Below are 24,822 nucleotides of genomic sequence, written 5' to 3'. Positions count from 1 at the left end.
AAGGGGGACAACATGAAAAAATCATTCTATTTATTATGTTTTGATACGTTGTCAACATTGGGGTCAGGTATTTTCACATTTACATGCAGTTTTTACATATTACAACAAACGGGATCGGGTTCAATATTTGGAATGTATCTCGCATTATTAGCGATTGTTAATACGATTTCGATGCCATTGATTAGGAATGTCATTGGACGACATCGCAATAAAACCATCTTATTTATCGGTCAAATTGGCAGTATTCTCGCTTTAACAAGTTTTACATTATTTTATAAGGGTCATTATCAAGTTATCTTTCTTTTAATGATGGTACTTGTTGTCGTAGATGTTATCGTAAAAACGATTGTTACCACTAATTTAAAATGGATTACAGGCGATTATTTAGAACGTGTCATCTCCTTAAGGCAATTGATTCAATCCGCTTCAATGCTCGCTTCACCCATCATTGGTGGTATTTTAATTTCATTTTTAAATATACAACAAGTTGCATTCATGAATATTGTAACTGAAAGTGTAGCGCTTATATTTATTTTCTTTTTAACGTTTAAACATGGACAAACGCAAACTGAAAGACAAACGTTTTGGGGAGATTTTAAAGCAGGGGTACAGTATCTACATCAAATGACAGAAGTGAAATATTTGTTAATCATTGCCGTTTTTCTGAATTTTATTATGAATGTTCTTATCGTAGGTGTACCGATATTGATTGTTCAAAAACTCTCACTGAGTGCCAAGCATTTAGGTGTAGCTGAAGGTACACTAGGGGTCGCATTAATACTGAGTGCACTTTTATTTACAGTTGTTCCCCTCAAAAAGCATTTGAGACGTAGTTTTTTGTACGCACTTCTATTACAACAATTGATACTGCTACTGTATATCATAATTAACGTTTTAGGCGCATCATCAATGATAGTTTATAGCGTTGTCATTATAGGGCAGTTATTATTAGGTTTTTCAGTTACACTCGGAAATATTCCGTATCAAATTCTTTTACAAAATACGGTAGATGAAGCATTTAAGTCGCGTGTATTTTCAGTCAATCAAAGTCTCTCTAGTGCACTCGTTCCATTATCATATGTATTATTTGGGTATTTATTGCCGTTGTCATTTTTACTTACGTTTGCAGGTTGTGCAATTGCAATGGCAGTGTTGATAGTGGTGTTTATCAATAAAATATATGGTCAGACATTTGAAGCAGCAAGCTAGCCCTTCGATACAGTATGATGCAGATAAAGTTATTTGTTAAAATTATCAATCTATATATTATTTTTAAATTGTTTAAATAGGGTATATATAAATATAACGTGTGAGGTTGAATAAGGAGTGCGAAAATGATGAGAAACTATTACAAATGTACGGTACCACTTGTTATTGCTAGCACGATGACTTTAGGATTAATGGCACCTTCCATAGATGCAACAACAACACCATCTTCAGAAACACCGTCCCAAGTGACAACGGCAGAGGCAAATGTGCAACTGAGTCAACAACAAAAAGTTGCTTTAGCATATTATATTCAAGGCTATGATCAATATACCTTTACTCGAAATGACATTCAAAAAGGTAAATTTACGGTGACATGGATGAGCGGTGAAAAGCATGTGTATCCATTAAACAAAATCACGTTGGTGAAACAACCTAAAAAGGTAAACAACATTGAATTGATGCCAGGTGCACCGAAAGATATGGTCTTTTATCAAGTGTTACCTGCAAAAGGGAACTTTGCCACAATTGTAGGCGTAAGCAATTCGCAAGTTGTGATTGGTGGTACACAAAATGCATCGTTGTATAAAGATTTCTTAAAAGGTGCGAAAGCACAAGATATGTCTACATTATATCAACAGTATCATAATGATAAGATGTATTCACTTATAGCCAGTAAAATGGTCATTACGACTACCTTTCCGAAATAACGTATTAAAATGAATGACCTCACACACATAAAAATAAGGAGCCTGGTACGATGAACCGGGCTCCTTATTTTAATCCTATAGCGTTAGAAAAATAATAGCGTTTATTGAGCTTGACCTGTAATGAAATCGAGTTGTTTAACAGTATGCGCATCAAGTGTGCGGTAGGAAATCACGCCTAATCCTTTGACGTTTGTTTCCGAAATAACAATTGAGCCATCGTCATTTACTTTTTCAACAAAAGCGACATGACCATAATAGCGATCTGCACCAAACTGATTTGGTTGGAATACCACAGCGTTATGTGGTTGAGGTGTGTCAGTCACTTTGTAACCTTTAGTTAATGCGTTATAGCTCCAATCACTGGCATTACCCATATCACTTGCGATATGCGCATTATATTGTGCCATTCGGTGATAGACGTACCATGTACATTGTCCTTGCGGGTAGTTTGCTTTACCTCCTGCAACTTTAAAAGGTTGGAAATTAACATTTCGCAGAGTAGCAGGTTTTTGTACAGAACCTTCCGAAAGTGGGCTTGCTAATTCTGGATTGTCATAGCGTTCAAGGTCGTACGTTTCAATTAAATGAATTAATTTTTGATCATAGTCTGGATCTGTTGCATACGTGCCTACTAATCCTTGTGCGGCTTTTTTGTAGTTATTGCTTTGACTTTTCCATACATTTTTATATATTGTAGGATTACCATCAATACCATTTTTAATTAATGAAGCATAATCATTTAACGATTCTTTATCGCTCGGATATTTTCGGAAATCTGCAGTAATTTGATACATGTGTTTGCCATCTGATTCTAGTGTTTGAAACGGTACAGATGCGCCTTGATATTGCCCTTTCATTCCGAATAAATTATGATTGGGCGCTTTAGATAAATCACTGCGTCCAGAATCGGATTCGAGCACAGCTTGCGCAATCATCACTGATGCATAAATGCCTTCATTTTTAGCAATGTGATGTGCATGTGGTGCAATTTTATTAATAAATGCGCGTGTTTCAGGGTCTTCTATGACACGCAGTTGCGTTTGATTGTTGCCTTCAGGTTGTGTTTGAAAAAGTGTTGTTTGACGTGTTGGTTTTGTCGCTTTATCAGACGCTTGTTGTGGTGCGTGGTCACGTGATGATGTTAAATCATCTTTTGAAGGGAGTTGTGGGTTCTCTCTTTGGTGATCAGTTTGAGGCGCCTCTTTATGAGACGAAATTTGATCATTGTCACCATATTTTTTGAAAAATGCATCCATTCCTTCAGTTGATGTTGTATGATTGTGAGTACGCGTTTCGGATGGCGTATTGCGTGCATCTTCAGTAGTATGATTGTCTGAAGTCGCATGAGCGACAGGTGTGAAAGAGGGCGCGACAAGCGTCGTCGCGATGAGTGTTCGAACTACATAATGTCTTTTCACTTAAGTGCTCCTTCCTTGATCATAATACGTTTGGCTTTGCCGACTAATAAAAATTTACACGTAAAACGGTGGGGCATAAAGACTTTTTACAAAAAATTAATGAATTTTTAAAGTTTAGAAATTTCAAATATATACATTTTAAATTTTACATGATTATAATAGATTAATAAAGACTTTTTCATTTTGAGGTGAAATTATGAAAAAACCCATCGATGTGTTTGAGATGGATATGAAACAACTTATAAAAAGTCCGTTCGTTTGGCTCATTGTACTTATATTAACAGTGCTACCAGCTTTATTCGTATGGTATGACTTGAGTGCCAATAAAGACCCATTTCAACAGACCCAACATATGAAAATAGGGGTGGTCAATGAAGACCAAGGCACACAAATTCAAAAGCGCAAAGTGAATATTAGTAAAGAAGTAGAACAACAATTGAAAACACAACACAAGTGGGATTGGCAGTTTGTAGACCGTCAAACTGCGGATAAAGCACTAAAACAAGGCGATTATGTTGCTGTTTTATACATACCTCAAACCTTTTCAAAGGATGTTACGGGCATTATACGTCAAAAACCGAAACAAACTACGGTAACCTATCACGTCAATGAAAAAGTTAATGCGATTACACCTAGACTCACTGATGCGACAATGGGTGAAGCTATTAAACAAGCGGATGCCTCTTTTAATCGTTCAGTGATGAAAGTATTGTTAGATGAAGCTAATCAACAGGGGATTCACCTTGAAGATCAATTACCGTCGTATCAAAAAATCCGAGATAGTATTGCTATTGCAAATGAGACATTGCCTAAAATTGAGCAGTTCAAACAATCGATGATAACATTAGATCAACAATTGAACAGCTTAGAGCAGCATACAGCGACATTGCAACAGGCTGATCAATATAAAAATGAAGCGATGGCAGCAACACAAAATTTAAATCAAGTGCATCAACAAAATCTTGCAACGTATGGACCTGTACTGAGTGGTCAGGCTAACGATATATCCGTTATAACGGGACAGTTGAATGAAGCGTTACCGCCATTATTCAATCAATATGATACGGTGAGAGCAGGATTAGAAAATAATGAACCGGGTGCGCGAGAGGCGTTACATCAACTGGCACAATCACTGGAAAGAGATTTGCCTTCTGTTGAAAATGAGGTCGCTGAGGCTAACAAAACGTTTGAAACGTTAGATAAAGATAATACACTTGAACATATTGTTAAATTGATGCGCACGGATTTGAAAAAGCAAGCGGGTGTCGCATCCAATCCTATTCATATTGACCGTCAAAGTCAATTCTCAGTGGAAAACTTTCAAAGTGGTATCACGCCTTTTGTGACGTCTTTAGGATTATGGCTTGGCATAGTGCTCACAATTTTAATCATTCCAACACGCCATGCTTACGACATGACATCGGAAACATTAACGTCAAGACACCATTTTCTTGGGAGACTGGGTATATATACCTTCATTACTTGTATGCAATTTGTAGCCATTTCAGTTGCGTTGATAGGTATTTTGAATATCTCAATGCAAAGTCATTTGTTATTTATTGGGATGACGATGTACATTGGATTGATGTATATGTTAATGATTTATTCCATCGTGACCTTGTTTGGCAAGGTTGGTAAAATGATGACGGTATTGCTCCTCGCATTTCAATTTGTGGGCACGGATGGGTTGTTTCCTATCAACGTGTCACCATTATTCGTACAACACATTCAACCGTATTTACCGTTTTATCATAGTTTTAAAATTTTAAGAGAAGCGGTCGGCGGGGTAGTGTATGATGTATTAATAACTGAAACAGCTTGGCTTGGTTTATACGGATTAATTATTTTTATGGTGGCTTTTATCATATATCCATGGGTACGTCGCCCATACTTAAGACGCATCGAAAAACGAGGGCAATCTAAATTGTTTAAATCTTCCTTATAAAATATCAATTGACACTAAGATAATTTAAAAGATTGAAAAAAGCAGTAGCGCCTAAAATCGCTACTGCTTTTTGTTTAAGGTTGTTTGTGGTTGGCATTTGGTGTGTTATTATTTGGTTTTGGTGCAGGCTGTGTTGTTTGAGGTGGTTGTGGTTTTGGTTGTTCAGATGATGCAGGTTGTTGTGACGGTTCTGAGGTTGATGGTTTTTCTTGAGTAGGTGCTTTCTTAGGTTTTTGTTCAGTTGATGGTTCTTTTGGCTTTCGTGGTTCTGGTGTCGGTTGTACAGGGGGTTGGTAGGTTGGTTGTTGCGTCGTGTGATATTCTTGCGTCGGTTGCTCAAAGTATTGTTCTGATGTTGCTTCTTCAGTAGATTTATCTTCAGTTGATGGTTCCTTTTTATCATGTTTCTTTTGTTGTTCTTGCTTTTGTGCACTGTCATCTGTACGTGATTCATGTGTAAATGCTTTTATCGAAACTGCGACTAAAGCGACAATAAGCAACAAAATGACGATGGCAGATACAATTTTTTTCATGATCGTGGTAGCCTCCTTCAATCAGCCTTTTCATTAATTATAGTATAGCGAATAATACCCCAATTCGTAAGAGGTTAATCTCTTATTAGAATGTCATGTGATTTTAAAATGATAAATCCATATTTATAGCAATGTTTTAAATTTCAGAAGAAGTTCAACCTCAGTTTATATAAAAAGGAGCCTCATAATGAGACTCCCGTTGGTCATTCATTAGAATGAATGATACGATCCTATTTTAAGGATCCGAACTGCATATATAATGCAATTGCTCGCTTGAGATCGGCATAATTCAATTGATCATACCGCTGAGCTTCTCGAAAGCACGCTAAAATCTCATCAGACGTATGAAGTCCTTCAGGGAACTCAGCGTGTGCATGTATATGCCGTGCCAAATCACCTAAGGGCGTATCATCTTCTAAGAAATCTTGCATGTAATCATAAAAGCTCAAATAATTCACCTCATTTACGAGCCGAACTATATTATAGCACAAATTAAGGATAGTGATTCAAAAAAATGTATTCATTGGCGTGTAACGATAAAAATGATTCGTAACAGAGATACCTTTTAATGCATTCCAGAATAAGTATGGTCTCTACTCTATATTACCATTCCTTTAGAAAGATTTACATTTCATTCTTCATGAATAATGTTAAACTAATAAGTAATACGGCATAGATAAAGAAAGGGAGTCAGCGATGATAGAAGCAAATGAAATTTTAGACAAAATGAAAAATCAAAAAATAAATTATGATAAAGTATTACGAAAAATGATTCAAAATTGGGAACGTGAAGGAGTAAGACCTAAAATTTTACTACATAGTTGTTGTGCACCTTGTAGTACGTATACGTTAGAATTTTTAACACAATATGCAGATATAGCGATATATTTTGCGAATCCGAATATTCATCCTAAAAATGAATATTTACGTCGTGCGAAAGTGCAAGAGCAATTCGTACACGATTTTAATGAGCGTACAGGCGCAAATGTGAAATATATCGAAGCCCCTTATAAACCACATGAATTTATGAAAATGGCAAAAGACAAAGGTGTCACGGATGCACCAGAGGGTGGCGCACGATGTTCCGCTTGTTTTGAGATGCGTTTAGATATGGTGGCGCAAGCAGCGGTAGACTTTGACTACGACTATTTTGGTAGTGCAATTACGTTGTCACCTAAAAAGAATGCCCAATTAATTAATGGCATTGGACTTGAAGTTCAAAAATTGTATGATGTGTTTTATTTACCGAGCGATTTCAAGAAAAACAAAGGTTATGAACGTTCGATAACAATGTGTCAAGAGTATGATATTTTCCGTCAATGTTATTGCGGATGTGTATTTGCGGCACAACAACAAGGGATTGATTTTAAAACAATTAATCGCCAAGCAAAGTTATTTTTAGATAGCATTGAGAAGTAATTGTAAAGATGATATGTCTCTTTTGTAATTAGTTTAGTAATGATTTAAACACATAAATATTATTGTGATATAATATTTGTTGTGTTTTAAATCTTATTTTTAACTTTAACCTAGCTAAACGAAAGAAGGCACGACATATGATTGGTAAACAGAAGTTTTTGGTTGCGTGTTTATGTCCTGTTTTAGTAGCAGGATGTGGCATGCAGTCAAAAGCGGAAGACGATATTTTAGATGTAGAACTTCCACTTAAAACAACCCATATCGCACCTTATGAATCCGATGCATCGGTCAAAATGGGGGCGACTGAAACGCTTTTTAAAGTCACAGATAATGGCACCATTCAACCTCATTTAGTCAAACATTATCAACAAGTGACACCACATACGCTTAAACTCACTTTAAAATCTCACATATATTTCCAAAATGGCGTACGTTTAACTGGAGAAAAAGTTAAGCATAGTTTAGAACAAGCACTAGCCAAAGGAGACTTATTAAAATCAACATTGCCTGTGAAACATATTTCCTCGGACGGGCAGTCATTAACGATTACAACGTCAGAATCTTATCCACAATTAATTTCTGAATTGGCAAGTCCATTTTCTGCAATTTATGACACGGAGGCAACTGAGAATGTTGCGCAACACCCGATTGGGACAGGGCCTTATGAGATTACTTCATATACTCCATCAAAAGGGATGACGCTAAAGCCGAATCGCCATTATTGGAACGGTAAGCCAAAACTTAAAGGTATTCGCGTGACGTATCAAGAAGATGGACTCACAAGGGTGAATCATTTAGAAGCAGGGGCAACGGATGTCATTACAGATGTGCCTGCGACGAATGTCGATCGTTTAAAAACAAATAAAGCTATACGCGTGCAACATGTGAGTGGCTATCGGACTCAAATGGTGCTCTATAACCATGAGAGTGCTAAAATGACATACTCTGTACGACAGGCCATAGACAAGGTGATAAATCGAGACGGCATTGTTAAGGCAATATCACATGGTTATGCCACGCCGGCTAACGGTCCGTTTAATTCACATTTGGATTTTATTTCACATAAAGAAAGCCCAAAACAAAATATTGAAGCTGCACGTCACATTATGGCACGCGCCGGTTATAGCAATGCACATCCGCTTGACATTAACGTGATGACTTATGATGGGCGACCTGAACTTTCAAAAATTGCACAAGTACTACAATCTGATGCTCGAAAAGCATATATTCATATTCATTTACGCCAAGTGGATGATATTGAAAGTTTTCTCAGTCATAAACAACAATGGGATGCCTCGCTTTATAGTATAGGGACATATCCTCGGGGAGATACCGGTTACTTTTTTAATCAAGCCTATTTAAAGCAAGGGGGCATTAATAAAGGCGGTTATCATAATGGTGAAATTGCGACATTAATACATCAATTGAACCATACGGTACAACATCGAGAAAGAAATCAATTATCGAATGAAATTATTCAAAAATCTCAACTTGCAGTGCCAAATAGCTATATTTCATACAATGATACGATTCATGCTTTAAGTGCGCATGTACATTATTTGAAAACAACGGCGAACGACATTGTACTTATTGATGAAAAGGTGGCCATCGATCATGATAAATAAATTGTTACGCCATCGCCTCATACATATGGTTCTGATTTTATGGGTGCTATCTACAATCACATTTATTCTAATGAAAATCACGCCTGGTGATCCTATTAGTCAACAATTATATGCAAATGACGTTCATGTATCTCAAGCACAATTAGATCATATGCAACGCGCACACGGCTTAAATCAACCGTTTCTACTCCAGTACCGCTCATGGTTAGGTCATATTGTGCGATTTGATTTTGGACGCAGTTACCAAACGGGTGCAGATGTCATGTCAGCGATTTTACAATATGCACCACCGACAATACTATTAGCGCTACTTACAATTTTTGTCGTGTTATGTATATCTCTACCACTTGGGATTGCTGCTGCTTGGCATCATCAACGGACGTTGGACTATACGATACGTATAGGGACGTCGATAGCGGTCAGTGTTCCCTCGTTTTTCTTAGCGACTTTACTATTATATGTATTTGCGGTTCGCCTACAATGGTTACCTATTGCAGGATTTTCATCACCATTGCATTTGATTTTACCCGTGACGGCATTGAGTGTAAGTATGTGTGCTTATTACGTGCGGTTAATTAGAATAACTCTATTGTCGCTATACCAAAGTAGAGAAGTTGAAATGGCGCGTTTTAAAGGCGTGTCCGAATGGTTTATTTTAGTGCATGTCGTTCTCAAACCCACATTAATCCCAGTCATAACGATGCTTGCATTATCAATGGGGAGCCTCATAGGTGGCACAGTGGTCATTGAAAATATTTTTGGCATCCCAGGTTTAGGACAATTTTTGATGGAGAGCATTCGCGCGCACGACTATCCTGTAATTCAAGGCATTGTATTATGTTTAGGTGTCGTTGTAGTGTTCAGTAATACCGCTGGTGACTATGTCGTTTCAAAATTAGATCCAAAACGACGTCAATCGCATGTTAAAACCTCAAAACATCATATAGACATTATGCATAAGGAGGGGATGTAATGCGACATGCAATACCTAAAATAGTATGGATTTTATTGGGCTATGTCAGCGCCATTGTGATTGCGCAGTTTCTAGTGGATCCGAAAACAGCATATGACGTGCAACTTAATCATATTTTTGAACCGATGAGTGTTTCGCATTTACTAGGTACAGATGATTATGGACGAGATCTTTTTACAAGAATCGTTATTGGAGCACGTCAAACGTTAATTGTTAGTTTACTCACACTGATGGTGAGTGTATGTATCGGTGTGCCTTTAGGTCTGATTTCAGGTTATTTGGGTGGTAAAGTGGATACGTTAGTTATGCGCATCGTCGACATTGGTTTAGGAATACCAGAATTTATTTTAATGATTGCGATGGCGAGTTTTTTAACACCTAATATTTGGAATTTAGTCATCGCGATGGCGCTCTTAAGATGGATGACGTATACACGATTGACCCGTCAAATCGTGGCCGGTTTAAATCGTGCGCAGTATGTACAAATGGCACAATTATTACAAGTGCCGCATTGGAAAATTCTCACCCAGCATATGTGTCCACACATCTTTTCATCAATGCTCGTTATTGCCATTGTTGATTTTGGGAAGATCATGTTATACATTTCGGCGCTGTCATTTCTTGGGCTTGGTGCGCAACCGCCAACACCTGAATGGGGAGCAATGTTAAATGCTGGTAGAGATTATATGACATCAAAACCACTAATGGTATTGGCACCAGCATTATGTATCACTGTAACGATACTGCTTTTCCAACTTACAGGTGATGCTTTAAGAGATTATTTTGAAAGGGAGCGACATTAAAGTGACTGCGATTCATTTGAAAGTTAAGCAACTTATCGTCACACAAAACGCCAAACGTTATCTCGACATCTCTGACTTCATTGTACGTCAAAACCGTGTGACCGCATTAATAGGTCCAAGTGGCTCAGGTAAAACATTATTTACGAAATCCTTATTTCATCAATTACCATCATCGATGCATATTGAGCATGTGGCGTTCCAATATCATACAACGGATATGACAGATTTGAAATCATTGTTAGGTAAGCATATCGGTTATGTAAGTCAAGATTATTTATATACATTTAACGATCACACCACGCTAGATAAACAATTAGAGCAACTCTATCGCTACCATAAACCTAGTTCAAAAATTGACGCACAACGTAAAATACAACAAGCATTGGAGTGGGTAGGTTTAGGTGAATTAAATTTAAAAAAACGCTATCGATTTATGTTGTCTGGTGGGCAATTACAGCGTCTAGCAATCGCAAGTGTCATGATGTTAGAACCTGAAATGATTATTGCAGATGAGCCCACAGCTTCGTTAGACGTAGTAAGTGGCGCACGGATCATTCAATTACTTCAACATTTAGTTGAAAAGCATGATGTTACGCTAGTCATCATCACACATGATTTGGCGCATGTCGCACAGTTGTGTGATGATCTGTATATTATCGATCAAGGTAAAATCGTGGCTTCGGGACCGTATAAAACATTTAATCGTGCACACGAACATCCACTAGTCTCACAATTGTTCCAATACCGTCACGCGATTCAAAGGGGGCAAGTTCGGTGATTCAACTAAAAAATGTTTCTTTAGGTGATACAGCGCATTGGCGTTTACGTCACATCAATTTAACGATTAAAGATGGTGAAAAAATTGGCATTATCGGTGAGAGTGGCTCGGGCAAAACGTCTTTAGGAGACCTGCTTATTGGCATACAAAGACCGACGGAAGGCGTTATTCACCATGACCTTCAAATACGCTTGCCGATTTTTCAACAAGCGTCATTGGCCTTTAATGCGAAACGAACACTTGGTGATTCTTTAGAAGAAACACATATTTTAGCACCAACGCGACAAAGCAGTGTTCATGAACGATGTATGCATTATATTCAGCAATTTGGATTACCGTCGGATATTGTGAGACGGTATCCTTATGAGGTGAGTGGGGGACAATTACAACGCCTGAATATGATACGCACAATGATTGTTGAACCCGATTTAATTGTTTGTGATGAAATCACTGCGAATGTCGATGTATTAGTTGAACAAGATATGATAAAGCATTTGAACAAATATCATAACGACACGGGCAAAACGCTCGTAATCATCTCACATGACCTTGCTTTTTTATCACAGTGCGTTGAGCGCTTCGTTGTATTAGAAGATGGTTATTGTGTTGATGATTTTCATATTGACGACATGTTTTATGCATCGCGAAGCATGACAACAAAAAGATTCATTGAAGTTTATGACCCGCCACCAATAAAATAAAAAAACGGCTCAAATTCATTTGAATTTAGAGCCGTTTTGATTTGTGCTAAAACACGTCACCCGCTTGTGGTTTAACCTATTAATTTTACTTTTTCATGATGTCTTTATAAATCATATCTCCAATAATTTTAGACGCTTGACCGTTTTCGATGGAACAAAAGCGATTATAAAACGCGTCAATATTTGGAGCGTATTGAGATTTAATATCATCTAATTGTTTTAAACCTTCAATCAGTTCATCCGCTTTTGTATAAATAGGACCTGGTAAATCTTTGTGATAATCAATATAGAAACCACGCAAATTTTTATCATATTTTTCAATATCGTAAGCGAAGAAAAATTGGGGTTTTTTCAATATACCATAATCAAACATTACAGAAGAATAATCTGTAATTAATGCATCACTAATTAAATATAGTCTAGAAATATCATTATAGTGAGATACATCAATTGCAAAATCTTCGTAACCATTTAAATCAATTGCATTCGCAATTAAATAATGCATACGTAATAAAATCACATAGTCGTCGCCAAGGGTTGCTTGAAGTTTAGGCAAATCAATTTTTAATTCGAATGTGTATTTTCCTTTTTTAATAAATTCGTCATCACGCCATGTTGGAGCATACATGACGATTTTTTTACCTTCTGGAATATTCAATTCTTCTTTGATTTCTTTGTGAAGTTGTTCATCTTTTGCGCGGTTTACTAAGATGTCATTTCTAGGATAGCCAATTTCTAAAATGTTTTCTTGAGACATCCAAAATGCCGATCTAAATATTTCAGATGAATAACGGTTCGGTGAAATTAAATAATCCCAACGCGATGTTTCTTTATTAAAGTTTCGTTTGTAAAGAGATGTTGTTGTACCTGGCATACGTACGACTTTCATATCATTAGCTAGACGTTTTAAAGGTGTACCATGCCAAGTTTGAACGTAGGTTTGATTTGGTTTCTTATTTAAAAACAATGGGATACGTGCATTTGACACCCAAACTTTTGCTTCTGAGTATGCATTATAATAAGCTTTAGTATCTTTTTTTACTTTAGATGCACTGCCAGGAAGCTGACAATTTTCTGGGTCTTTGAGTATCCATTTGTAATTTAATTCGGGATAATGATGTTGCATATATTCATAAATATATTTTGGACTATCACTATAGTTTTTACCACCAAATGATTCAAAGATAACTGTTTTATCATTAACGTTCTCTTCTTTATCTGTTAAGAAATACTCAGAACGTTCTTTTCCTTTTTGTCGTAATGCAATACGTTTGGCATGACGCGTGATAAAGCGAAATTTGTTAATACGCAAAGCAAGTTCGGGTTTTCTTAGAGCAAATGCTAGCATTTCTAATCCGAAGAGCAACTTTTTCTCAGTGATGATTGCGACATTTAAGTGACGTGCAACCTTAATAAGCGCTTCAGTATGCAATTGACTGCGACGTGGTGTTTCATCTAGATTTGGCATAAAATCTTGATGCAATTTTTGAATCATCTTTTCCTTAATGAAAGCACGCACAGGTCCTTTTTTTACTCGGGATAATGCATCGATAAAACTGTTTACATAGTCTTCAAATAAAATGTCGAAACTTTGTTCAGATAATGTATTCGTTTCAAAAGGATCGTAAACTTCTCCCTTAAAGTAAAATGGGAAGTGTGTGATACGTACAAAGTTGTGTACATATTGAACGTATTCAAGGATAAACGACCAATCGCTATATACTTTCAATGATTCGTTGAATTGAATATTATGAGCTTTAACAATTCCGGTTCTAAAAATAATGTTACAAGCTGTATGTTTTCTTAAAAATGAATTGGGATTACTTTTTGTATCAAAATATTGAACTTGTACGCGATCTTGATCAACAAATTGAGGCATCTTAAGGCTAAATTCATGAATTGGAGCAACTAAACCATCCAAACCATTCAAATGCTTAAGATAAAAATTGACTGCATATGTCGCTAATTTGTCGTCAGCATCTACAAACATAAAGTAAGGTGTTTCTACGTGTGTTAAACCCACGTTTCTGGCATGCGCATGGCCATGATTTTTGTCTAATTTTACATATTTAATTTCCTTATCGTAATCCTTAAGCGCATCCTTCATTAATTGTTCACTGTTATCCGTAGAACCATCATTGATAAAAATAAGGTCAAATGATTGGTTTCGTTGGCGTTTCAAATAGTCAATACACGACTCTATATACTCTGCTGAGTTATAGAATGGCACTATTATTGATAGTGCATTCATAAAGAATCATCCTCTCTTTGCAATACTAATTCTTTCGTATTATAGCATTTATTAAAGATATAAAATAGCGGTTATCCTTTCCTATATACAATATATAGATTATACGTTCGATAAAATTTATTTGAATGATTGTTGGTATACTAATTATAGGTTACATTTAATAAAATATAATCGTAAACATAGTTGCTAGTGGGAGGGATTGGTTTTTAATAACATTTTATATATGTTTAAATATAACAAAAGACTTAAAAATCTGTTGTTAATTATTTTTGTTTTGTGAATTGGATTAAATTGTATAATTTGAATCTAAAGATAAGTGTGAAAAGGAGACTCTGAACTCCTGAGTTTATTTGGTTGTATCGAAGTTTAATACATACCTAATTTATAAAGTCATTTTTCGTATCTCAAAATATGAATGACTTTAATATTAATATCCAAATTGAAATTATAAAAAAATTCAAATAGAGGATAAGAGTTGTTAATAAGTTAATAGCTTTGGTAAAATTAAAAAAATATCAAAATTGTGGGTGAAAATGTGGGAAAATTAATTTCAGTTATTATACCTGTATATAATAAAGCATCATTTTTGGAACGTTGCATCGAATCATTAGTTCACTTGAAAAATCACGCATCTGTTGAAGCTATATTTGTAGATGATTGCTCAACAGATGGTTCCTTGGAAATTATAAAGCGCTATGAATCAAAATATGAAATGATAAGATGTGTTGAACTCTCAGAAAATACAGGTGGCCCAGCAGTACCACGTAACATAGGTATGGAGCAAGCTCAAGGGGAGTACCTTACATTTTTAGATGCTGATGATTGGTTAGATCATGAATATTTTACTGAATTTGTTGAACGAGTCAAGATAGACGATTCAGATATTGGATTTGGACGAACGTTCAAACATACCGATAAATCTATCTCTCAAGTTGCACGATTCCAATCTTACGACAATTTATCAGGACTTATACCTTATGAAATTGAAAAAGTTTTTCGTGCTGTAGGTCCACCGGGTAAAATTTTTAAAAAAGCACTTATTGAAAATCATAAATTAGAATTTAAGCATTGGAAATATGGGGAAGACAAATTATTTTTTATTGAATTAATATCGAAAGCAGCGTCAGCGACAATGACTACTTTACCTGTATATCATGTTAATCGTTATAGCCAAAATATTTCTTTAGTAAAGTCAACTACACCCTTTGAAAAAGCTAAAATCAACTATAGCTTATTAAAAGAAGTCATTAATCTAAATATACCTTATATAGCAAAGATGTATGCTGTTTCAAGGTTTATGGAATTAGATTTTATGAGCCGCTTCTTTTTTACTAAAACTTTTAATAAAGCTCCAAATAAAAATGATTTTTATGAATTATTTAAAAAAGCGTGTGATTTGATCGAAGAAACAGGAATACCTATGGATGCACTTTTTACGATTGAAAAGTATAAAGTTGCTTACCAATTTTTTAAGGAAAATCAAATTTACGAGTTTGAAAACTTCGTGAAAACGTTGGTGGAAGATGATACATTTTCTCGATATATTGAAAATGGAATCGTACACATTGATACTTCAAATAGAGTATTCCCTACGATAGAAGTCCTGTGTTACCCTGTATATCAAGGAACACAGATATCAAATGGTGAAAAATTTGAAGTGATAGAGGTATTTAAACCGGAAAGCGTGTCAATTAGAGGTGTGAGAGCAGTAGAGGTGCGTAATGATATAAACGAAATGGTAATTCCCTATAGTTTAAAAGGTAATAAAATTTATATCCCATCTGAAGCATTACAATTCCACACAGAGATACCATTCAATATTGCTATTGATTATTTAAAGTATGATACAGAAATGGTTTTTGCCACATACCCCTCTACGCAAACAGAAAATGTTATGAAAAGAAAAGCTTTTAAAGTTGAATTTTCTCCACTAGATAGTATTAAAATTGGGGATAAACGTTATTTTAAACATGCTCCTGAAAAAGTAGTTGTTTTAAAAAAAATAAAATTGTACCAAGATGTTGACTTTAATACTATGATATCTGTGGTAGAACCGGGTACGTTTTTTAAAATTAAAGGAGTTACAAATTCTTCAAATGGTATACCACGGTTAGAAACAATAGACGGACATATTTTAACGGCCAATATTGACTTTATTGAACCGCTTCAATCTGTTGATGCGACGGTGTATATGACAGAACGGCCACAATTTGTAGAAGTAATCAAAAGATGCAAATTATATACGGATCGTTCATTTAAAAATGAGCCGATTCGTAGCATAAAAGTCGGGGAAAGATTTGAGGTTGAAACGCTTATTTACACTTCTAACCATACTCCGAGAATAAAAACTATTAATGGCGAATATCTTACTGCAAACAAAAATTTTGTTAAAGAAGTATAGAAATATAGTGTTAGAAGGAAGCGAATCTGAATGATGCTTGAACGTGTACTACGTTATCGTATTTTAGTACCAATTATATTTTTCTATTTTGTGATGAGTGTGTTGACTCCCTTAACACATGATGATTTAGAATGGGCAACATCATACGGTACAGAAATGTTAAATTCATTTTATGCGACATTGAATGGTCGATATTTGGGCAATACATTTGAAGTTATTGCGACGAGAATCCCACCTTTTCGTTATGTCATCTATGTTTTATTTTCGATAGGTATATTACTAATTATTCAAAAGAGTGCAGATGATATTTTGGGGAAAGATCGCCAGCCTAGCTACCATTTATTAGTTCTGTTTACCTTGATTTTATGCATACCTGCGACGATTTATAGTCAAATTTATGGATGGTTTGCAGGTTTTTACAATTATGTACCTGCTACTTTTGCCTCGCTTGTCATATTAAGGTATTGTGTTAAATTGATGTATCATAAAACATTATTATGGTGGGAAATGGTAATTTTGATGATCACTGCTTTATTAGGGCAATGGTTCATGGAGAGTATGACATTGTTTAACGTTGGAATTATTTTGATTGCGACACTAGTCTATTATGTACAATATAAGAAACATTTAAAACAATTTTTAATCGCTTTAATTAGTTCAGTATTAGGCGCTATTATAATGTTTATCAATCCACAATATGTCAAAATTTTTAGTGGACAGTCTGATTATCAAAAAGTGGGCAACAAAGAGGAAGGGTTGTTAAATAGAATATTAAAAACGTTCTTAACGCAATTTCCTGAACATATCATTTATCAATCTATTTTAATATTATTGATTGTCGCTATATTATTAGGCATACTCCTTTATCGTAGTGACATATCACTTGTAATTAAATGGAGTTTGTTTGTAGGACTTGCGAGTGCACCTATTTATACATTTTTTATACGTATACCATTTGATTTGAATTTAAAATTACATGAAACATCCATTGCACTCTTGGATTTTACAATTGCCATTTTATTTTATAGTGTGCTCATTGTGGCAACGTGTTATACATCCGTACCAAAACGTTTAAAGACGTACATAGTTTTATTATTTGTTACAATTCCAATAATGGTTGCACCATTATTAATTGTTCAACCGATTGGACCACGTAACTTTTATTCAGTATTTATTATATTTGTGATGGTGGCGTTTTTAATATACCGATATTTGTTTTTCGAAGGACCACAATGGCAGGGGCTTATTAAAATTTTTGCAATTACTTTCTCAAGTATATATATCATCATGTTTTTAATTATTGCAATTTCTGATCACACAAGAATTGCAAAAATTCATCATGCTACTACTGAAAATCCTAAACTTAAAACGTATCATATGAAACGTCTACCTTTTGAAGATTACATGCAACGATCTTCACCTGAAACGGAGCGCCGTAAAAGAATATTTAAAGAGTACTATGAAATACCTCAAAATATAAAACTCGAATTCCCACCTAAAGTTGGGAAAGACTCATAAAAAGAGGCTAAGACATAAGGTATCAGTTCCGTAATAGAAACACCACAAAGATCCTTTGAATGGGATTTTGTGGTGTTTTTCATTTGTATTCTATTGGGGCTAGGAATTATGTCCCTGATCCTTCGTTTTTTTATTTCTGATGGTGTTCCATTTGAACTTCCATTTCATCAGCAACTTGTTGTACGTGTGTACCTATGATGACTTGAGCTTGATGTTTACCATTTTTCATAATGCCGACAGCACCTGCTGACTTTATTTTTGCTTCATTCATAAGGGTTGTATCATGTAATTCTAAGCGGAGACGTGTTGCGCAATTGGTGAGTGATACAATGTTTTCATGTCCTCCAAGCCCTTCAAGAATGTCAGAAGCGGTTTGAAAGTATTTTGTTTGATGCGCATTTGTTTCATTTGCCGTTAAATTCACTTCGGGATCAGGTATTTCTGTACCACGTCCAGGTGTTTTAATGTTAAATTTAACAATCATAAAACGGAATATGACGTAATACAAGACGAAAAATACTAGACCTTGCAGTATAAGCATCAATGGTGTGTGGGCGATTGGGTTAATTAAAGATAAAATATAATCGATTAAGCCCGCACTGAATGAAAAACCAGCTGTCCATTGGAAAGTTGCCGCGATAAATAACGACAAACCAGTTAAAAAGGCATGGATGACATATAACTGTGGCGCAACAAACATAAACGCAAATTCAATAGGTTCAGTAATCCCTACAACAAAAGCAGAAATTGCGCCTGCTAACATTAAACTAGCGACTTGTTTTTTGTTTTTAGAGTCAGCTGTATGATACATCGCAAGTGCAGCTGCTGGCACGCCAAACATCATAATCGGGAAAAAGCCCGCCATATAGCGCCCTGTAATACCTTCAGTTCCTTTTTGACTTTGGAAATTTGCAATATCATTTACACCTGCAACGTCAAACCAAAATACGGCGTTTAATGCATGGTGCAATCCTGTTGGGATCAGTAAGCGGTTAAAGAAACCATATAGGCCTGCACCAATAGGGCCAAGACCTAATATAAATTCACCAAAATTCACTAAACCAGAATATACAAATTGCCACACAAATAATAAAAGTCCTGCCAATATAACACTGAACAAAGCGGTCATAATTGGGACGAGTCGTTTCCCACTGAAAAAAGATAATGCGGTCGGAAGTTCAGTTGAAGCAAATTTATTATAAGCATATGCGGCAATTAAACCGACCAAAATACCGATAAACACGTTCCCGTTGTTAATATTTGCAAAACCGGCATTGACATCTTTAACAGCGATGTTCAAATAGGCTGCAACATTTTCGGGTTTGAGTAACGTTGTCACCGTAAAAAACCCGACGACCGTGGCCAGCGCTACCGCACCGTCGTTTTTCTTAGCCATACCAAGTCCGACACCAATGGCAAAAAGCAATCCTAATTGACCAATAATACCCATCCCTGCATTGAAAAAGAACGTATACGCAGCATTTGTATTATTTGTAAACGCTGCGATGGTGTTTGCAATCGCTATTAAAATAGCAGCAGCAGGAAGGACAGCAACAGGTAGCATTAAGGATCTACCGATGCGTTGTAAAAAGTTAAGCATATGTACACCTTCTATTCCTAAAATATGAAGTCCTATCAAGCTCAATTGATAAGCACAATCATTATATAATAGCGCTTTCAAATTAGATAGAGGCATGATACAAAATATGCAAATTTGTAATATTGTGGATAATTAAACATGCAGGAAGACATTAACCTAATATGTATAAGTATCAAATGGGACAAAGATAATAGCCTCGATAATGTTTGAACGTATTTTATGCAATAAGCAGATCAGTGACAAAGCTATGAAGACAAGAAATATATACGATTCATTAAACACTGACTTTATGTTTTTATATTTAAAATTGGTAAGTTAGCGTGCAATTGAACACTTAGGAAATGTGTTTTGACAGTTAGGCAAAAAATATGCGTAACTGTTTGGAGGAAATAGTGTTTTTCAACAGTTACGCATGCAAATCTAACAGTTAGGCAACTTTACAATATTTTAATTGAAATTTGGTAGACTACTTTTAAACTCGCCGAAGTGGGGAGCTACTTTTACTTTTGAAGGGATTGGTTTAATGAAAGAAACAAAACAACATCACACATTTTCAATTCGTAAGTCGGCGTTTGGCGCGGCTTCAGTAATGGTCGCATCATTTGTATTTGTCATCGGAGGGGGCGCGGCAGAAGCACATGAAACGACATCACAAGTAGCACCAACAACAATAGAAGGCACACAAACAACACAACCAGCACCATCCATGCATAAGCCTCAAACGACATCTTTACATACAGCTTCATCTGAACATATTGATGCCACTAAGGTAGAAACGCCAATGACTACAAAAGCAGTTACACCAACAACAATAGAAGCAAAAGGTCAACCTGCGAGGGATGTGAACTCAACGCAACAACCTCAAACAGTCGTTCAGCCTTCACGTCATACACATGAGACACCGGTAGTTGATAAAGCACAGCAACATCCGCAATCAGCGGTACAGGCGACGACGTCAGTACCACAGTCATCAACTACTCAAAAGTCAGATGAACCACATAAATCAGTAGAAACGGAAGCTCAATCTGTTGAACGTCCTACGTCTAACGTAGAACACCATGAAACTAAATCTGCTTCTAAAGTGACAACACCACCATCAATAGATCGTGAATTTAGCCATAAAATCATCAATGACCCGCATGCAGCTACAACAACGCAAGACAAAAAGGATGAAAAAAGCGCTGCGACTGAAGATTCAGTGTCAACCCAAAATGACAAAACAATGACGGCGCAACCGACACAAGTAGAAGCACCAAAAGTGAAATCGGCAACAACGCAAAATAACGTCACACAACAAGCTGGCGACAAAAAGCCAACGGTCAAAGCAGCACCAGAGGCTGTTCAAAACCCAGAAAAACCTAAGAATAAAGATCCATTTGTATTTGTTCATGGCTTTACTGGATTTGTAGGAGAAGTTGCAGCTAAAGGTGAAAATTATTGGGGTGGTACAAAAGCGAATCTGCAAAATCACTTACGCAAAGCAGGATATGAAACATATGAAGCGAGTGTCAGTGCGCTTGCGAGCAATCATGAACGTGCGGTAGAACTTTATTATTATTTAAAAGGTGGGCGTGTCGATTACGGGGCGGCACATTCTGCGAAATTTGGCCATGATCGCTATGGTAAAACGTATCAAGGTGTTTTAAAGGACTGGAAACCAGGAAATCCTGTACATTTTATCTGACATAGTATGGGAGGCCAAACGATTCGTTTATTAGAACATTATTTGCGTTTTGGTGATGCTGCTGAAATCGCGTATCAAAAACAACATGGTGGGGTCATCAGCGATTTATTTAAAGGTGGTCACGATGGTATGGTCACGTCAATTACAACAATTGCAACGCCACATAATGGGACACATGCCTCTGATGATATTGGTAACACGCCTACGATTCGTAATATTTTATATTCTTTTGCGCAAATGTCGAGTCATTTAGGAACGATTGACTTTGGTATGGACCACTGGGGGTTTAAGCGTAAAGATGGTGAATCATTAGCAGACTATAATAAACGAATTGCTGAAAGTAAAGTTTGGGATTCTGAAGACACTGGTCTGTATGATTTAACACGAGAAGGGGCAGAAAAAATCAATCAAAAAACAGAGCTGAACCCAAATATTTACTATAAAACATACACAGGTGTTGCAACGCATGAGACACAATTGGGCAAACATATCGCTGATTTAGGTATGGAATTCACTAAAATTTTAACTGGCAATTATATTGGGAGCGTAGATGATATACTATGGCGTCCGAATGATGGCTTGGTATCTGAAATTTCTTCACAACATCCATCTGACGAAGACAATATTAACGTAGATGAAAAATCAGACCTTCATAAAGGGACGTGGCAAGTGATGCCGACCATGAAAGGTTGGGATCATAGCGACTTTATCGGAAATGATGCCTTAGATACGAAACACACTGCATTAGAATTAACCAATTTCTATGATTCGATTACAGATTATTTAATGCGTATTGAAAAGGCCGAAAGAGTCTAGAAATGATAATGAATGACGAATTTAAAGTAACACATGCGAAAACCTTCAAAATGATAAAATTTGAAGGTTTTCGTATAAGTATGAGGTTATTATGTTTAATCAATCCATTGAACGACATCATTGAATGTACGTCGTGTTTTTTTACGAGTGGGGTCGTCAAGACGATAACCAAAAGCGACCATGACAGACGGATAATAATCATCTGTATGGATATATCCTTTATCCCTTAAAAGTTGAGCGACCTCTTCATATAAAAATCCTTCCATAGGACAAGAATCTATACCTAACATTGCGGCAGTGGTCATCATATTACCGAGTGGGATATAAGTTTGTTTACCAGCCCAATCCAGTAATGTACGCTCATTTTGATATAAATCATTACTTTCATTTTGGAATTTAGAAGTGGCGTCTAATTTTTGTTGTGCCATTTCTGGTGACATTTGATGAATGACTTCTAACATGTGACGGACGTAATCATTTTGTGGTCGAACATTTTTACGTGCTAAAATAAGGATAAAGTGACTCGCAGTATCCAATTGTTTTTGTGCGCCCCAGCAATAAGGTTTAAGGGCTTCACGTAAATCTTTATTTTGTATAACTAGAAATTTCCAAGGCTCTAATCCTAGTGAACTCGGGGATAAGCGGCCCGTTTCTAAAATGGTATGCATGTCGTCTTCACTTATTTTTTTTACAGGATCAAATTGCCGTATGGCATGACGAAAATGATAGGCATCAAGCACCCGTTGTTGTACATCTTTCATTTAATATTCGCTCCTTTTAAGTATTCATACTTAAAGTATAGAAAAGATATACTTTAATTTAAAATGAAGTGTTTCATATACATAAGGATATAAGTGATTTTCATACTATACGGGTAACTTAAATACAAAAGTGATAAGAAGGGATGATACAAATGAATATGGATTTATGGCGCACATCTTTACCACTTAATGACATCACAGCCATCACACCAGTTTCAGGTGGAGATGTCAATGACGCATATAAATTAGAAACGTTAGAAGAAACGTATTTTCTTTTGGTTCAACCAAACCGTTCTGAACAATTTTATGCAGCAGAAATTGCAGGACTCGAAGCATTTGAAAAAGCGGGTATTACTGCGCCTCGTGTTATCGCAAAAGGGGAAGTTGATGGTGACGCTTATTTAATATTAACCTATCTCGAAGAAGGGACGTCTGGACGTCAAGAAGATTTAGGCCGTCTCGTTGCCAAATTACATCGTACTGAAAGTGAAAATGGACGGTTCGGCTTTCATCTTCCTTATGAAGGAGGCGACCATCGCTTTGATAATACATGGACTGATAATTGGGCGACGCTCTTCTTAGAACAACGCATCATGCCATTAAAACACATGATCGTCTCTCAAAATTTAATGACTCAGGAAGATTTGGCATTGTTTGAAAAAGTGTATGACATCATGTCGCAGACGTTAAGCCATCATACGAGTCGACCATCCTTGTTACACGGAGATTTATGGGCTGGCAACTATATGTTTTTAACAGATGGGACACCTGCATTGTTTGACCCATCACCATTATATGGGGATCGAGAATTTGACCTCGGAGCAACAAAAGTATTTGGTGGTTTTTCAGAAGCGTTTTATGACGCTTATCACGAAGCGTATCCATTACAAGAGGGGGCAAATTCACGCATTCAATTTTACGAATTGTATTTATTATTAGTGCATTTAGTGAAATTTGGAGCAATGTATGCTGGCAGTGTACGTAAAGTCATGAAACAAATTGTTGCAAAAACATCAATATAAAACGGAGTGAGGCATCATGAATAACAAGAGACATCTAATGAATGTATTAAATGGTTTATGTTTCATATTATGGTTGATTGCACTGAGTTACTTAGGTCTCATGTATCACAAAATGCCTGATCAGGTTGGAACGCATTTTACGCTTTTAGGTCATGTAGGTGCTTTCGGGAATAAGGCGAATTTATGGCTGTTACCTGTGGTGTTTGTGTTGATTTGGAAGATAGGGGTGCTTTTAATCTATGCGCTACCTACTTTGCGCAATATACTATCAAATGATAAACAGCCGGTCGTCACACATCAATTCATTATTACCGGACTCTTTAGTATCATACATGTCACTGTTTGGATGCTGTATATGAATCAATTACATCATCTATTACACGGCGAACACAATATCACTGCAATTTTTACATTGTTACCGATTGTTTCAATATGTATTTATAGCATCATTCTCATTAGTTATGGATTTAAAAAACAACGAAAAAAGCGTCACAGGAACTGAATGTTTCTGTGACGTTTTTAATGAGGAAATTTATACCATAAAAATGCTCAATAGAACACAGACAATCATATGAATGATTACAGCAACCCACGCCCATTTTTTGATAAATGACACGTTGAATACAGCAATACCCAAAATAACCATGACGAGACAATA

General features: G+C 36.1%; 19 protein-coding genes and 1 pseudogene. 14 read left to right on the top strand and 6 right to left on the bottom strand.

The window, feature by feature from the left end; translation table 11 throughout:
• Positions 1–12 precede the first annotated feature (12 nt).
• Both GJE18_RS10490 and GJE18_RS10485 read left to right on the top strand, forming a co-directional pair.
• Positions 13–1,209 carry an MFS transporter gene (locus tag GJE18_RS10490; protein WP_107368824.1) on the top strand — a complete coding sequence of 399 codons (1,197 nt, stop codon included), beginning with the start codon at positions 13–15 and terminating at the stop codon, positions 1,207–1,209.
• Between the two features lie 125 nt (positions 1,210–1,334).
• Complete coding sequence (locus GJE18_RS10485) at positions 1,335–1,916, top strand: hypothetical protein (protein WP_107368825.1); 582 nt, start codon at positions 1,335–1,337, stop codon at positions 1,914–1,916.
• Positions 1,917–2,017: 101 nt separating this feature from the next.
• On the opposite strand, the gene GJE18_RS10480 is transcribed toward GJE18_RS10485, so the two are convergent.
• Positions 2,018–3,334, bottom strand: coding sequence for a glucosaminidase domain-containing protein (locus GJE18_RS10480; RefSeq protein ID WP_107376504.1), 1,317 nt, complete (start codon positions 3,332–3,334; stop codon positions 2,018–2,020).
• 196 nt (positions 3,335–3,530) lie between these two features.
• Here GJE18_RS10480 and GJE18_RS10475 point away from each other — a divergent pair, with 196 nt between their 5' ends.
• A complete protein-coding gene (locus GJE18_RS10475) occupies positions 3,531–5,279 on the top strand; it encodes a YhgE/Pip domain-containing protein (protein WP_060551846.1) in 1,749 nt (582 codons plus the stop codon).
• Between the two features lie 74 nt (positions 5,280–5,353).
• On the opposite strand, the gene GJE18_RS10470 is transcribed toward GJE18_RS10475, so the two are convergent.
• Together GJE18_RS10470 and GJE18_RS12365 are read right to left on the bottom strand one after the other, a co-directional pair.
• Positions 5,354–5,812 carry a hypothetical protein gene (locus GJE18_RS10470; protein WP_085622773.1) on the bottom strand — a complete coding sequence of 153 codons (459 nt, stop codon included), beginning with the start codon at positions 5,810–5,812 and terminating at the stop codon, positions 5,354–5,356.
• Positions 5,813–6,042: 230 nt separating this feature from the next.
• Complete coding sequence (locus tag GJE18_RS12365) at positions 6,043–6,270, bottom strand: YozE family protein (RefSeq protein ID WP_157950530.1); 228 nt, start codon at positions 6,268–6,270, stop codon at positions 6,043–6,045.
• A gap of 238 nt (positions 6,271–6,508) precedes the next feature.
• Here GJE18_RS12365 and GJE18_RS10460 point away from each other — a divergent pair, with 238 nt between their 5' ends.
• The 6 genes from GJE18_RS10460 (at position 6,509) to GJE18_RS10435 (ending at position 12,111) form a co-directional block, all read left to right on the top strand.
• Complete coding sequence (locus tag GJE18_RS10460) at positions 6,509–7,231, top strand: epoxyqueuosine reductase QueH (protein WP_060551843.1); 723 nt, start codon at positions 6,509–6,511, stop codon at positions 7,229–7,231.
• Positions 7,232–7,368: 137 nt separating this feature from the next.
• On the top strand, positions 7,369–8,856 hold the full coding sequence (locus tag GJE18_RS10455; RefSeq protein WP_107368827.1) for an ABC transporter substrate-binding protein: 1,488 nt from the start codon (positions 7,369–7,371) through the stop codon (positions 8,854–8,856).
• A complete protein-coding gene (gene nikB, locus GJE18_RS10450) occupies positions 8,846–9,829 on the top strand; it encodes a nickel ABC transporter permease (RefSeq protein WP_107368828.1) in 984 nt (327 codons plus the stop codon). The genes GJE18_RS10455 and nikB overlap by 11 nt, the downstream gene beginning before the upstream one ends.
• Positions 9,829–10,632, top strand: coding sequence for a nickel transporter permease (gene nikC / locus GJE18_RS10445; RefSeq protein WP_107368829.1), 804 nt, complete (start codon positions 9,829–9,831; stop codon positions 10,630–10,632). The genes nikB and nikC overlap by 1 nt, the downstream gene beginning before the upstream one ends.
• 1 nt (position 10,633) lies before the next feature.
• Positions 10,634–11,410, top strand: coding sequence for an ATP-binding cassette domain-containing protein (locus tag GJE18_RS10440; protein WP_157951759.1), 777 nt, complete (start codon positions 10,634–10,636; stop codon positions 11,408–11,410).
• The gene (locus GJE18_RS10435) at positions 11,407–12,111 is read left to right on the top strand and encodes an ATP-binding cassette domain-containing protein (RefSeq protein ID WP_107368830.1); all 705 of its coding nucleotides are present in this window, start codon (positions 11,407–11,409) and stop codon (positions 12,109–12,111) included. Before GJE18_RS10440 ends, GJE18_RS10435 begins: the two co-directional genes overlap by 4 nt.
• 85 nt (positions 12,112–12,196) lie before the next feature.
• Here GJE18_RS10435 and GJE18_RS10430 read toward each other — a convergent pair whose 3' ends face one another.
• Positions 12,197–14,362 carry a bifunctional glycosyltransferase/CDP-glycerol:glycerophosphate glycerophosphotransferase gene (locus GJE18_RS10430; RefSeq protein ID WP_103346490.1) on the bottom strand — a complete coding sequence of 722 codons (2,166 nt, stop codon included), beginning with the start codon at positions 14,360–14,362 and terminating at the stop codon, positions 12,197–12,199.
• A 535-nt stretch (positions 14,363–14,897) separates the two neighbouring features.
• Here GJE18_RS10430 and GJE18_RS10425 point away from each other — a divergent pair.
• A complete protein-coding gene (locus GJE18_RS10425) occupies positions 14,898–16,763 on the top strand; it encodes a DUF5776 domain-containing protein (RefSeq protein ID WP_165886146.1) in 1,866 nt (621 codons plus the stop codon).
• Positions 16,764–16,793: 30 nt separating this feature from the next.
• Positions 16,794–18,281, top strand: coding sequence for a DUF6056 family protein (locus GJE18_RS10420; protein ID WP_107368832.1), 1,488 nt, complete (start codon positions 16,794–16,796; stop codon positions 18,279–18,281).
• A gap of 130 nt (positions 18,282–18,411) precedes the next feature.
• Here GJE18_RS10420 and nagE read toward each other — a convergent pair whose 3' ends face one another.
• Positions 18,412–19,881: an N-acetylglucosamine-specific PTS transporter subunit IIBC gene (gene nagE, locus GJE18_RS10415; protein WP_037567362.1), complete on the bottom strand. Its 1,470-nt coding sequence runs from the start codon at positions 19,879–19,881 to the stop codon at positions 18,412–18,414.
• 523 nt (positions 19,882–20,404) lie between these two features.
• Here nagE and lip point away from each other — a divergent pair.
• Positions 20,405–22,381 (top strand): annotated as a pseudogene (gene lip, locus GJE18_RS12360) (YSIRK-targeted triacylglycerol lipase).
• Between the two features lie 95 nt (positions 22,382–22,476).
• Here the strand turns inward: lip and GJE18_RS10400 are convergent.
• Positions 22,477–23,142, bottom strand: coding sequence for an NAD(P)H-dependent oxidoreductase (locus GJE18_RS10400; protein ID WP_060551833.1), 666 nt, complete (start codon positions 23,140–23,142; stop codon positions 22,477–22,479).
• Between the two features lie 152 nt (positions 23,143–23,294).
• On the opposite strand from GJE18_RS10400, the gene GJE18_RS10395 reads away from it, so the two are divergent.
• Both GJE18_RS10395 and GJE18_RS10390 read left to right on the top strand, forming a co-directional pair.
• Entirely contained in the window at positions 23,295–24,164 is an 870-nt protein-coding gene (locus tag GJE18_RS10395) for a fructosamine kinase family protein (RefSeq protein WP_085622797.1), read from the top strand.
• A gap of 16 nt (positions 24,165–24,180) precedes the next feature.
• On the top strand, positions 24,181–24,666 hold the full coding sequence (locus GJE18_RS10390) for a DUF1648 domain-containing protein (RefSeq protein ID WP_082624747.1): 486 nt from the start codon (positions 24,181–24,183) through the stop codon (positions 24,664–24,666).
• Positions 24,667–24,822 lie beyond the last annotated feature (156 nt).

Origin of the sequence: Staphylococcus agnetis (assembly GCF_011466855.1) — a bacterium.
Classification (GTDB): Bacteria; Bacillota; Bacilli; order Staphylococcales; family Staphylococcaceae; genus Staphylococcus; species Staphylococcus agnetis.
Note: the sequence above shows the minus strand (reverse complement) of the source record. Positions and strands in the feature narration are given on the sequence as shown.

Coding starts and splice junctions, on each gene's coding strand:
- GJE18_RS10490 (WP_107368824.1), top strand. CDS start 13: ATGAAAAAATCATTCTATTTATTATGTTTTGATACGTTGTCAACATTG.
- GJE18_RS10485 (WP_107368825.1), top strand. CDS start 1,335: ATGATGAGAAACTATTACAAATGTACGGTACCACTTGTTATTGCTAGC.
- GJE18_RS10475 (WP_060551846.1), top strand. CDS start 3,531: ATGAAAAAACCCATCGATGTGTTTGAGATGGATATGAAACAACTTATA.
- GJE18_RS10470 (WP_085622773.1), bottom strand. CDS start 5,812: ATGAAAAAAATTGTATCTGCCATCGTCATTTTGTTGCTTATTGTCGCT.
- GJE18_RS10460 (WP_060551843.1), top strand. CDS start 6,509: ATGATAGAAGCAAATGAAATTTTAGACAAAATGAAAAATCAAAAAATA.
- GJE18_RS10455 (WP_107368827.1), top strand. CDS start 7,369: ATGATTGGTAAACAGAAGTTTTTGGTTGCGTGTTTATGTCCTGTTTTA.
- nikB (WP_107368828.1), top strand. CDS start 8,846: ATGATAAATAAATTGTTACGCCATCGCCTCATACATATGGTTCTGATT.
- nikC (WP_107368829.1), top strand. CDS start 9,829: ATGCGACATGCAATACCTAAAATAGTATGGATTTTATTGGGCTATGTC.
- GJE18_RS10430 (WP_103346490.1), bottom strand. CDS start 14,362: ATGAATGCACTATCAATAATAGTGCCATTCTATAACTCAGCAGAGTAT.
- GJE18_RS10420 (WP_107368832.1), top strand. CDS start 16,794: ATGATGCTTGAACGTGTACTACGTTATCGTATTTTAGTACCAATTATA.
- nagE (WP_037567362.1), bottom strand. CDS start 19,881: ATGCTTAACTTTTTACAACGCATCGGTAGATCCTTAATGCTACCTGTT.
- GJE18_RS10400 (WP_060551833.1), bottom strand. CDS start 23,142: ATGAAAGATGTACAACAACGGGTGCTTGATGCCTATCATTTTCGTCAT.
- GJE18_RS10395 (WP_085622797.1), top strand. CDS start 23,295: ATGAATATGGATTTATGGCGCACATCTTTACCACTTAATGACATCACA.
- GJE18_RS10390 (WP_082624747.1), top strand. CDS start 24,181: ATGAATAACAAGAGACATCTAATGAATGTATTAAATGGTTTATGTTTC.